This is a genomic window from Azospirillum baldaniorum, assembly GCF_003119195.2.
GTDB lineage: Bacteria > Pseudomonadota > Alphaproteobacteria > Azospirillales > Azospirillaceae > Azospirillum > Azospirillum baldaniorum.
Map to the genome: position 1 here is coordinate 251299 of NZ_CP022254.1, position 11525 is coordinate 262823.

Here is an 11525-nt window from a genome sequence, read left to right on the forward strand (position 1 = left end):
CGATGGCTCTCGACATTTCCTCCTCCACCCTGGGTGCCGCGGTCGGCTTGCGGCAGGCGCAGGGACAGATGGACTTCGGCGTGAAGACGCTGAACCAGACCGCGCAACAGCAGGATCAGGCGATCGCCACCTTGCTTCAGGGCGGTTCGGATGGATCCTCGTCCGGCGGCAACGTCACGGCCACGCGCGGACAGAATCTGAACATCGTCGTGTAAACGGCTGATTTGACAGGCTTGAGCGATCAAGCCAAGCCGTGGTCATAAAAAAAGCCCCTCTCGCTGGAGAGGGGCTTCGTGCGTTCCGGAGGACCGCTTACTTCAGCTCGTCGAAGGTGTCGATGACGTGGCTGACGATGCCGTACTCGCGGGCTTCGTCCGCCATCATCCAGTAGTTCCGGTCGGTGTCCTTGGAAACCTTCTCCACCGGCTGGCCGGTCTCGCGCGCGATGATGCGGTTCAGCCGCTCACGCATGCGGATGATTTCCTTCGCCTCGATGGCGATGTCCGTCGCCCGGCCACCGGTGCCGCCCAGCGGCTGGTGGATCAGGAAGCGGGTGTTCGGCAGGCAGAAGCGGTCTTCCTTCTTCGCGGCCAGGAAGATGTGGCAACCGGCGCTGGCGACCCAGCCGGTGCCCAGCATCTTCACGCGCGGCTTCACGAAGCGGATCATGTCGTGAATGGTGTCGCCCGCTTCGACGTGGCCGCCGGGGGAGTTCACCACGACCGTGATGTCGTCGTTGCTCTCGTGGGCCAGAGCCAGCAGCTGGGCCGAGACGGCCTGCGCCAGCTTCATGTCGATCTGCCCGAAGATCAGCACCGTGCGCGCCTTGAACAGGTTCGACTGCACGGCAGCGAACGGCGGCGGGGCGCTTTCCTTCGACTTCTCGTCCGGCTCCTGCTCGGGTTCGTCGTCGAAGCGGGTGTATCCGTCTTGCGCCATCGTTTTTGAACTCCCTGAGGTCGGCGTGTCTACCGGGGGGCTTTGGCTTGCGGGGGCCTGGGATGTCGGATGGGGACCGAACCACGCCACTCGTTTCTCCACATAGCCCGTATCGGTTCCTTGTTCAACGGGCCGCGACGCCAAATCCCACCCCGGCGCCGTCATAGTCGCGCTCAGGCTGGCCGCATCGGTGCGGATCGCCGCTTGCCGACCATCGGGAAGGAGAGGCACACTGCCCTTTGCACAATCGGAGGGCGGTGCATGGAAGGGGACAGCGGCGGGGGCGTCTCGGTCATCATTCCGGCCTACCGGGCGCAGGGCACCATCGCCCGCGCCGTGTCCAGCCTGCTGGCGCAGAGCTTTCCCCACTGGGAAGCGGTGGTGGTCAGCGACGACGGCGCCGACTACCGCGCCCTTCTGGCGGCCGCCGGCATCGCCGACTCGCGCCTGACCTTCACCGAAACCGGCCGCGTCGGGTCCGGCGCCCCGGCGGCGCGCAACGCCGGGCTGCGCTGCGCGCACCTGCCGCTGATCGCCCCGCTGGACGCCGACGACCGGTTCGAGCCGGAACGCCTCGAGCGCTTGGCCTCGCTGGCGGCGGCGCAGGGTGCGGCGGCGGACAATGTGGCGGTGGTGCGCGACGGTGACGGCGCGCCGCTCTCCACCCTGTTCCCGCCCGGGATCGGGACCGCCACGCTGGACGCGGCTGCCTTCCTGGAAACCTCCGTCCCGATGTTCTTCGTGGTCCGCCGCGACATCGTACCCGGTTGGGAGGAGGGGGTCGATTTCTGCGACGACGTGGTCTTCAACGTCCAGGTCCTCGACCGGCTGGGCCGCCTGCCGCTGGTGCTGGAGCCGCTGTACGAATACCGGCAGCGGGAGGGGTCGATCACCTGCTCCGCCGACAGCGGCACGCGGGCGGACCTCTGCTACCGCCATGTTCTCGATCGGCTTGACGGCGACGGGCTGCGGATCGCCGACGCCGCGCTGCGCCACCGCTTCGCCGCCGCTTTGGGCGCCAAGCGCGCCCTGAACGCTGCCTACATGGCCGCGCAGGCCGCCGGACGCTGCGCCAATTTTCAGGAGTTCCTGGCCTTGCGGGAAAACTCCCTGCCGGGATAGTCGCCGATCACGCTCAGATGCGTCACCACCGTGCCATCCGGTCGGAATTGATGAAGAGCGAGCGCGGACGGCTCCTCCGTCCAGCGGTAGGGTGGTTCCGGTGCCAGATCGAGGGCGATCTGATAGGCCACCGACGGGGCGACGTAGCCGTGCGCCCCGTTCCAGGCGACCGCGGTCTGGCGGTGGGTGTGGCCGCACAGAACGGCCCGGACGTTGGGACGGCTCCGCACCAGCCGTCCCAGCTCCTCTGCGCCCTCCAGGCAGCGCAGCGTGTCCAGGAAGGCCAGCCCGGTGTCGAAGGGTGGGTGGTGCAGCGCCAGCATGGTCGGCCGCTCCGGCTGCTCGGCCAGACGCTCCGCCAGCCAGGTCAGCCGATCGGCGCACAGTCCGCCCACCGCCGAACCGGGGACAACCGAATCGAGCATCAGGATGCGGACCGGAAACGCCTCCACCGCGTGGTGAAGGAAGGGACCATCCATGGGCATCCAGCCGGTGCCGGCGAAAGTCCGGCGCAGTTCCGCGCGGTCGTCGTGGTTGCCCGGCAGCACGCGGAATGGGATGGCGAGCGGTTCCAGCAGGGCGGACAGCGCCTCGTACTCGCCGGGTTTCGGCCCGTTGACGAGGTCGCCGGTGATGAGGACGAGGTCCGGACGCGGCACCAGCGCGTTCAAATGGGCCACCGCGGCGGCGAGGCGGGCGTTCGTGTCGTAGGCGGTGGTCGGGGCGGTGCCGGGGGCCGTCACATGCAGGTCGGACATCTGGGCGATCAGCATCGGGCACCCCTTGGAACACGAGAGTCGGAGGACCAAGGATTGTCACATCGCCGATTTCCCGGACGTGTTCAAGAGTCCAACCGGAGCAAAACTTCCTTTACGCTTCCATGACAGGCTGAGTCATCGGCCGAACGACCGTCTCGCCGCCACTGCATCGGATCGGGGAATGAGCGCGTCCACCTCCGCCTGCCTGCTCGCACGGTTGCTGGCGTCCGGGAAGTTCTGGTTGAAGCGCGCCCGCATCGAATCCCCGGACCTTGGCGAGGGGACCCCGCCACCCGGCACGGATGGCGCCCTGCTGGCCGATCTTCGCATTGAAGGCGATCGGATTCGTGCGGTTCTACCGGCGGGCGAGGCGCCCTGCTGCGCTCCCGGCCTCTGTCTCGATGGCGGGCCGGTTCGTCCGCGCGGTGGCTGCACCGCGGTCGGCCCCGGTCAACCCGCTGATTTAACGGTGATTCTCCCCGATGGCGCGCGGTTGGAGATGGAGAAGGGCCGGGTCGTGCAACCCGATCCGCCGCCGTCGCGTGCCTGAACCCTTGCAACCGTCTCGACTCCGGAACTGAACTGAACGATATAGTTCAGTTTACCGCCCGCCCCTCACAGCGGCCCGGTTGACACGAAACGCCCCGCGCGCCCGCCCGGCGGGCCGGCGGGCCTGTGCGGGTTCCGTATCCATGCGCCACACGCTTCGCATCGTCGCCCTTCTGGTTCTGGTCGCTCTCGGCGGCGGCGCCTACTGGTACTTCGTCAAGCAGGGCGGAACCATCAACACGCTGCTCGCCGGCAAGGTTCCGTCCCCCGGCGGCGCCTCCGCAGGCGGCCCGGCGGCGGGCGGCCCGCCGGGCGGCACACCGCCGATGCCGGTGGAGGCCTCGCCGGTCAAGACCGGCACCGTGTCGCGTCAGGTCACCGCGGTCGGCTCCTTGCTGTCCAGCGAATCGGTGGTCATCCGGCCCGAGGTGGCGGGCAAGGTCTCCGAGATCGCCTTCCTGGAAGGGCAGGCGGTGAAAAAGGGGGCGGTGCTGATCCGGCTCGACGACTCCATCGCCCGTGCCACGCTGGCCCAGGCGCAGGCAAGCATCGCTTTCTCCCGCGCCGAATTGGCCCGCGCCGACGAACTGTACCGCCAGCGCACCGGCCCCGCCCGCAATCGCGAGCAGGCGCTCGCCAAGCTCCAGTCCGACGAGGCGGCGGTGCAGCTCGCCAAGGCGCAGTTGGAGAAGCTGACCCTGACCGCCCCATTCGACGGCGTGCTGGGCCTGCGCAAGGTCTCGGTGGGCGACGTGGTGGCGGCGGGCAAGGACATCGTGAACCTGGAGGCCATCGAGATCCTGAAGCTCGATTTCCGGGTGCCGGAGCTGTATCTGCCGACCGTCCGCACCGGCCAGACCCTGAAGGTCGCCGTGGACTCCTTCGGCGGGCGGACCTTCGACGGCACGGTCTACGCCATCGACCCGCTGGTGGACGTGAACGGCCGCGCCGTGGTGATCCGCGCCCGCGTCCCCAACAGCGACGGCGCCCTGCGCCCTGGCCTGTTCGCCCGGGTGGCCCTGACGCTGGACCAGACACCGAACGCTGTGCTGGTGCCCGAGCAGGCGGTCAGCGCCTTCGGCAACAGGCAGTTCGTCTTCAAGGTGGTGGAGGGCAAGGCGGTGCAGACCACGGTCACGCTGGGCGAGCGCCGCAACGCCGAGGTGGAGATCACCGCCGGCCTGCAGCCCGGCGACGTGGTGGTGACCGCCGGTCAGCTGAAGATCCGCGATGGCGCCCCGGTGGTGGTCGTGAACAACAAGCCGGCGGGGAGCTGACCCATGGTTCTCTCCGACATTTCCATCCGCCGGCCCGTCCTGGCGACGGTCATGAGCCTCGCGCTCATGCTGATCGGCATCGTGTCGTACCAGCGCCTGTCGGTGCGCGAATATCCGAAGATCGACGAGCCCGTCGTCACGGTGGAGACCACCTACAAAGGCGCGTCGGCCGAGATCATCGAAAGCCAGGTCACCCAGATCCTGGAGGACTCGCTGTCGGGCATCGAGGGCATCGACGTGATGTCCTCGATCAGCCGCGCCGAGAAGAGCCAGATCACCCTGCGCTTCCGCCTGGACCGCAACGTCGACACGGCGGCCAGCGACGTGCGCGACCGCGTCGGCCGCGTGCGCGCCCAGCTTCCCAACGAGATCGATGAGCCGGTCATCGCGAAGGTGGAGGCTGACGCGCAGCCGATCATCTATCTGGCCTTCTCCTCCGACCGCCATTCGCCGCTGGACGTGACGGACTTTGCCGACCGCTACGTCAAGGACCGGCTGCAGAACCTGCCCGGCGTCGCCCAGGTGCGAATCTTCGGCGAGCGGCGCTTCGCCATGCGCCTGTGGCTCGACCCGCAGCGCATGGCCGCCTACCGCGTCACCCCGCAGGACGTCGAGAACGCGCTGCGCAAGCAGAACGTCGAGATTCCGGCGGGCCGCGTCGAGAGCAAGGCGCGGGAGTTCACTGTCGTCTCCGAGACCGACCTGCGCACGCCAGAGGAGTTCGACCGCATCATCCTGCGCGACGACGGCGGCTATATGGTCCGGCTGAAGGATGTCGGCCGGGCCGAGCTGGGCGCGCGGGACGAGCGGGTCAGCGCCCGTTTCAACGGGCGCGGTGCCGTCGCCATCGGCGTGGTCAAGCAGTCCACCGCCAACCCGCTGGACGTGTCCAAGGCGGTGAACGAGGCGCTGCCGAAGATCCGCGCCGCCCTGCCGGAGGGGATGGGGGTGGATGTCGGCTATGACAGCTCCGTCTTCATCGCCAAATCCATCGACGCGGTGTTCAGCACGATCTTCGAGGCCATCGTCCTGGTCGTGCTGGTCATCTTCGTGTTCCTGCGCAGCTTCCGCGCCACGCTGGTGCCGCTGGTGACCATCCCGGTGTCGCTGATCGGCGGCTTCGCGCTGATGTACGCCTTCGGCTTCTCAGTCAACACGCTGACGCTGCTGTCCATGGTGCTGGCCATCGGCCTCGTCGTGGACGACGCCATCGTGATGCTGGAGAACATCTACCGCCACATCGAGGAGGGCGTGCCGCCCTTCCAGGCGGCCTTGCAGGGGTCGAAGGAGATCGGCTTCGCGGTCATCGCGATGACGATCACGCTGGCCGCGGTCTACGCGCCCATCGGATTCATGACCGGCCGCACCGGCCGCCTTTTCTCCGAATTTGCGCTGACGCTGGCGGGGGCGGTGATCGTGTCGGGCTTCGTCGCCCTGACCCTGTCGCCGATGATGTGCTCCAAGCTGCTGAAGCACCAGACCAAGCACAACGCGCTCTACAACGCCATCGAACGGCTGCTGAACGGGCTGACCAACGGCTACCGGTCCATCCTCCGCCTGTCGCTGAAGGCGCGCCCGCTGGTGCTGCTGGTCGGCGCGGTGGTGGCGGGGCTCAGCTACACGCTGTTCACCGGGCTGAAGTCGGAATTGGCGCCGGTCGAGGACCGCGGCACCATCGTCGGCATCGCCATCGCACCGGAGGGCTCGACGCTCGACTACACGGAAAGCTACGCCAAGCGGATGGAGGACCTGTTCCGCCAGATCCCCATCGTCGAGAAGTTCTTCGTCGTGGTCGGCTTCCCGGTGGTCAACCAGGGCATCTCCTTCGTCCGCCTGATCGACTGGGACGAGCGCGACGTGAAGCAGCAGGCGATCACCGCCCAGCTCTTCCCCAAGATGTTCGGCATCCCCGGCATCCTGGCCTTCGTCACCAATCCGCCGTCGCTGGGGCAGAGCCCGGTGGACAAGCCGGTCAACTTCGTCATCCAAAGCTCGCTGCCCTACGACGAGCTTCAGAAGATGGTCGACGGGCTGATGGCGGAGGCGCGGAAGTTCCCCGGCCTGACCAACCTCGACACCGACCTGAAGCTGAACAAGCCGGAACTGCGCATCACCATCGACCGTGACAAGGCCGCCGATCTCGGGGTGGATGTGGAGACGGTGGGCCGCACGCTGGAAACCCTTCTGGGCGGGCGGCAGGTCACCCGCTTCAAGAAGGAGGGCAAGCAGTACGACGTGGTGGTCCAGGTCGGCGACGTCGACCGCCGCAACCCGGACGACATCGCCTCCATCTACGTCCGCGGCACGCCGACCATGGCGGCGGAGGCGGGTGTGGCCACCAGCACCGGGGCGATGATCTCGCTCGCCAACCTCGTCCACATCGAGGAGCGGGTGGCGCCCAAGGAGTTGAACCACTTCAACAAGCTGCGTTCCGTCACCATCACCGCCACGCTGGCGCCGGGCACCTCGCTGGGCGAGGCGCTGGGCTATCTCCAGGCGGCGGCGAACCGCGTGCTGCCGGCCACCGCCCAGACCGACTATGCGGGGCAGAGCCGCGAGTTCCGCGAATCGGCGACGGGCCTGTACTTCGTCTTCATCCTGGCGCTGGCCTTCATCTATCTCGTGCTGGCGGCACAGTTCGAGAGCTTCATCGATCCCTTCGTGATCATGCTGACGGTGCCGCTGTCGATGACCGGCGCGCTGGCCGCCCTGCATTTCACGGGCGGGACGATGAACGTCTACAGCCAGATCGGCTTGGTGACGCTCGTCGGCCTCATCACCAAGCACGGCATCCTGATCGTGGAGTTCGCCAACCAGCTCCAGCGCGAGGGGGTGGACATCCGCAAGGCGGTGGAGGAGGCCGCCGTGCTGCGCCTGCGCCCGATTCTGATGACCACCGGCGCCATGGTGCTGGGCGCCGTGCCGCTCGCCAACGCCCATGGGGCCGGTGCGGAGAGCCGGCAGGCCATCGGCGCGGTGATCGTCGGCGGCATGCTGTTGGGCACCTTCCTGACGCTGTTCGTGGTGCCGACCGTCTACAGCTACATCGCCAAGAAGAAGCCTCTCCCGGCCGTGGACGGCTCCGCCGGCCACCCGACGGGTGCGCACCCTCAGCCGGCGGAGTGACCAACCGGGCCGGAAGGCAGAGGTGCTTGGCGAGTGGTTGCGTTGAGCCCCCACCCTAACCCTCCCCCGCTAACGCAGGGGAGGGGACTGCCGCCGCTTCGCAGAAGGCACCCTCCCCTGCGTTAGCGGGGGAGGGCCGGGGCGGGGGCCGACGCGAGGGCTCGATTCCCTGTCAGGGGAAGGAGGGCGCCCCGTTGTCTTCCAGCGGTTCGACATCGACGCTGACCGACAGCGTGTGGCCGGCGGCCCCCATCAGGACGCCGCGGGCGGGGCTGACGTCGTCGTAGTCGCGGCCCCAGGCGATGGTGATGAAGTCCTGGTCGGCGCGGCGCGCGTTGGTCGGGCAGACGTCGATCCAGCCGGTCTCGGCGCCGCACCACACGGACGCCCAGGCGTGGCTGACGTCGGCGCCGACCAGACGCGGCCGGCCCGGCGGGGGCAGGGTGCGCAGATAGCCGGAGACGTAGCGGGCTGGCAGTCCCATGGCGCGCACGCAGCCGACCACGATGTGGGCGAAGTCCTGGCAGACGCCGCGGCGGTGCCGCATCACCTCGGCCATCGGGGTGGCGATCGTCGTCGCGGTGGGGTCGAAGGTGAAATCGTCGTGGATGCGCCGCATCAGGTCCAGCGCGGCTTCCGCCGTCGGGCGGCCGGGCGTGAAGGACTGCGCGGCGTACTCCTGGAGCGTCGGGCTGGCCGCCACCAGCGTGCTGTCGAAGCGGTACTGGACCACTTCCGCCCCGTCCTCCGGGCCGCTCAGGCCGCCCAGCGAATCGCGCACATGCTCCCAGGACGGCGTCGACGCGGCGTCCAGCGGCGGCGGCGGGACGACCTCCACTTCGCTTTCCGCGGTGACGACCAGCTGCCGGTGCGGCTCCTGCATCGCGACGTAGGTGACGGTGTTGCCGAAATAGTCGGTGTGGGACGACTGCACCGCCGGCGCCGGCAGGATGGTCAGCGCGCTCTGGTGGACGCGCTGGCGCGGGTGCGGCCGGGCGGTCAGATGGAGCAGATGGTGCGACACCGACACGTCCTCGCCATAGTCGTAGCGGGTCGTGTGGCGCACGCGGAAGCGAACGCCGAAACGGTCACCGGAGGGAACGTCAGCGGGGGCCGCGCCGGCCATGGTCGGGGAGAGGTCAGGCCGGTCGGGCAAAGGCATGGCTGAAATAGGCGTGGGTCAGGAGGTTGGAAATCTCGGGCAACGACAGGGCGAGCGAGTCCAGCAGCGTGTGCAGGGCCGTGCCGGAGTCCAGAGCCTCCGGCGCGCGCAGCGAGGCGCGGGCGGCGCCGAGGATCGAGCGGGCCGAGGCGGCCGTGTCGCCCGGCACGGCCTGCGAACCGCTGGGCAGGGCCGCCACGTGCCGTTCCAGAGCCGCAAGTTGGAAATCCAGGGCGCGCGGGTTGGAGTCGTCGGCCAGAAGCAGTTCCAGCACCGGCCGGCGGCGCACGCTGGTCAGATAGCGGGACCGGTAGGTCATCACGCTCTCCCCCAGTTCCAGCAGCACGCTCAGCGTCGCCACCTGGACCGGCTCGTCCTGGCGGTCGAGCGTGTGGACCGGGATGCCGCGCATCACCGAGATGATGTGGAGCGCCCGCTCCATGCGGCGCCCGATGTCGAGGAAGCGCCAGCCCTGGCCGCGCGTCATGCTTTCCTGCTCCAGCCCGGCGATGGCGGCGAGACTGGTCATCAGGTCGTCCAGCCGCAGCAGCATGGCGGCGGCGTCGAGCTTGTGCGCCGGCGGCTGGCTCTGCCGCTCCAGCATCGTCACCACCCGCCACATGTCGAGCGACAGGCGGTCGCGCACCGAATAGGCGGTGCGGTGCACCCGCTGCACCTGGGCGCGCAGGCTGTTGGGGTGGTCGGGATCGACGACGGAGCTGTAGAGCGCCGCCCGCAGCGCCCGTCCGCCACCGAGCGCCGTGACGCGCGTCAGGTCCCAGGGGATCATGCCCTCCCAGGCCATCAGGTGGAGCAGCGGGCGAAGCTGGAGCGACGCGCCCGGCACGTTGCCGTCGGTCAGGCGGGAATGGGTGGAACGCAGCAGGCGCACCGTGCCCTCCGACCGCTCCGCGTAGCGGCCCAGCCAGTAGAGGCTGTCGGCCACTCGGCTGGGCAGGTCGGCGGAGGCCGCCTTGGGCACCGGCTGCGGTTCCTGGGCCGGCTGCGGGCGCGGCGTCGCCGGTGTGGCCTCGGCCCGGCGCCCGGAGAGGATCCAGGTGTCCTTGCTGCCGCCGCCCCGCTGCATGGAGACGACCAGCTTCCCGGATTCGGTGGACACGCGGGTCAGGCCGCCGGGCATGACGGTGTAGCTGCCGTCCGGGCGGGCGCAGAGGAAGACACGCAGGACCAGCGGGCGCGGCTGCAGCCGCCCGCCCTGCCAGACCGGCGCCGTGGACAGGGCCAGACGCTCCTGAGCGACGTAGCACCAGGGGCGGGCCTTGATGCGCTCGACCAGAGCGGTGCGCTCCGCCGCCGACAGGTCGGCGCCGAAGATCGGCTCGAAGGACAGGGAGGGGAAGGCCGGCTTCACCACCAGCCCGTCCAGATGCTCGATGACGTAGGCGCGCTCGTCGTCGTTGCCGCACCACCAGACGGCGACGCCGGGCATCTTCAGCTCTTCGCCGAGCAGATGGCGGCAGAGCATGGGCAGCGACGGCTTGACCGCCATGGATTCCAGGAATCCGGAACCGAGGGAATTGGCCACCACCACGTTGCCGGCGCGCACCGCCTCGATCAACCCCGCCACGCCCAGCGAACTGTCGGCGCGCAGCTCAAGCGGGTCGGCGAAATCGGCGTCCAGGCGGCGCAGGATGACGTCCACCGGCTCCAGCCCCGACAGGGTCTTCAGATAGACCTGACGGTCGCGCACGGTCAGGTCGGCGCCCTCCACCAGCGTGATGCCGAGGTAGCGGGCCAGATAGACGTGCTCGAAATAGGTTTCGTTGTAGGGGCCGGGCGTCAGCAGGACGATCCGCGGCTGGTCGCGGCGCGGGCTCAGCGACAGCAGCGTTTCCTTGTACGCCTCGAAGAAGGGCGACAGATGCTCCACCTGACAGTGGCGGAAGCTGTCGGGCAGGACCTTCGCCAGCACCGCCCGGTTCTCCAGCGCGTAGCCGCTGCCGCTCGGCGCCTGGGTGCGGTCGGACAGCACCCACCAGCGCCCGTCCGGCGCGCGGGCGAGGTCCGCCGCGTAGAAATGCAGGTGGATGTCGTTGGGCACCGGAATGCCGTGCACGGCGCGGCGGAATCCGGGATCGGCGTGGATCACCGCCGGGGACAGCCGCCCGCTGCGCGTCAGGGTCTGCGGCCCGTAGATGTCGGCCAGCACCGCGTTCAACAGCGTGGCGCGCTGGATCAGGCCCGATTCGACGGCCTTCCACTCGTGGGAGGGGATCAGCAGCGGCACCATGTCGAGCGGCCAGGGCCGCTCCATCCCCTTGGGATCGCCGTAGATGTTGTAGGTGACGCCGTTCTGGTGCAGCAGGCGCCGCGCCTCTTCCCACCGCTCGGCCATCAGTTCCGGGTCGAGGGGGCCCAGCGTTCCCATGAAGGTCTGCCAGTGCGGGCGCAGGCGGCCCTGTCCGGTGACCATCTCGTCATAGACCTCGCCGCGGCCATAACCCATGGCGTCGGCCTCGCCGAACAGCGATCCCTGGAGGAACGGCACCGGACGCAGCCCCGGTGGAGGGGGCGCGCTGGGGTCAAGAAAGGGCGAATCGCGGTCGGCCAAGGTTCGGATCGTACGTTCAC

9 protein-coding genes are annotated in these 11525 nt (G+C 69.0%); 5 read left to right on the plus strand and 4 right to left on the minus strand.

Annotated elements, in window-relative coordinates; translation table 11 throughout:
* Positions 1 to 2 precede the first annotated feature (2 nt).
* A complete protein-coding gene (locus Sp245p_RS15525) occupies positions 3 to 215 on the plus strand; it encodes a hypothetical protein (RefSeq protein WP_040134149.1) in 213 nt (70 codons plus the stop codon).
* 97 nt (positions 216 to 312) lie between these two features.
* Here the strand turns inward: Sp245p_RS15525 and Sp245p_RS15530 are convergent, their stop codons facing one another.
* Positions 313 to 939 carry an ATP-dependent Clp protease proteolytic subunit gene (locus tag Sp245p_RS15530; protein ID WP_014198751.1) on the minus strand — a complete coding sequence of 209 codons (627 nt, stop codon included), beginning with the start codon at positions 937 to 939 and terminating at the stop codon, positions 313 to 315.
* A gap of 261 nt (positions 940 to 1200) precedes the next feature.
* Here Sp245p_RS15530 and Sp245p_RS15535 point away from each other — a divergent pair, with 261 nt between their 5' ends.
* A complete protein-coding gene (locus Sp245p_RS15535; RefSeq protein WP_014198752.1) occupies positions 1201 to 2061 on the plus strand; it encodes a glycosyltransferase family 2 protein in 861 nt (286 codons plus the stop codon).
* Here the strand turns inward: Sp245p_RS15535 and Sp245p_RS15540 are convergent.
* Positions 2019 to 2834: a phosphodiesterase gene (locus Sp245p_RS15540; protein ID WP_014198753.1), complete on the minus strand. Its 816-nt coding sequence runs from the start codon at positions 2832 to 2834 to the stop codon at positions 2019 to 2021. The two genes, Sp245p_RS15535 and Sp245p_RS15540, sit on opposite strands and share 43 nt — an antisense overlap.
* Before the next feature lie 166 nt (positions 2835 to 3000).
* On the opposite strand from Sp245p_RS15540, the gene Sp245p_RS35405 reads away from it, so the two are divergent.
* The 3 genes from Sp245p_RS35405 (at position 3001) to Sp245p_RS15555 (ending at position 7771) form a co-directional block, all read left to right on the plus strand.
* Complete coding sequence (locus Sp245p_RS35405) at positions 3001 to 3369, plus strand: hypothetical protein (RefSeq protein ID WP_186466502.1); 369 nt, start codon at positions 3001 to 3003, stop codon at positions 3367 to 3369.
* A 142-nt stretch (positions 3370 to 3511) separates the two neighbouring features.
* Positions 3512 to 4645 (plus strand): efflux RND transporter periplasmic adaptor subunit, encoded by a 1134-nt coding sequence (locus Sp245p_RS15550; protein ID WP_014198755.1) that lies wholly within the window; start codon positions 3512 to 3514, stop codon positions 4643 to 4645.
* A gap of 3 nt (positions 4646 to 4648) precedes the next feature.
* Positions 4649 to 7771: an efflux RND transporter permease subunit gene (locus Sp245p_RS15555; RefSeq protein ID WP_014198756.1), complete on the plus strand. Its 3123-nt coding sequence runs from the start codon at positions 4649 to 4651 to the stop codon at positions 7769 to 7771.
* A gap of 172 nt (positions 7772 to 7943) precedes the next feature.
* On the opposite strand, the gene Sp245p_RS15560 is transcribed toward Sp245p_RS15555, so the two are convergent.
* Both Sp245p_RS15560 and Sp245p_RS15565 read right to left on the minus strand, forming a co-directional pair.
* Complete coding sequence (locus tag Sp245p_RS15560; protein ID WP_014198757.1) at positions 7944 to 8897, minus strand: transglutaminase family protein; 954 nt, start codon at positions 8895 to 8897, stop codon at positions 7944 to 7946.
* A 13-nt stretch (positions 8898 to 8910) separates the two neighbouring features.
* On the minus strand, positions 8911 to 11505 hold the full coding sequence (locus tag Sp245p_RS15565) for a circularly permuted type 2 ATP-grasp protein (protein WP_244947665.1): 2595 nt from the start codon (positions 11503 to 11505) through the stop codon (positions 8911 to 8913).
* Positions 11506 to 11525 lie beyond the last annotated feature (20 nt).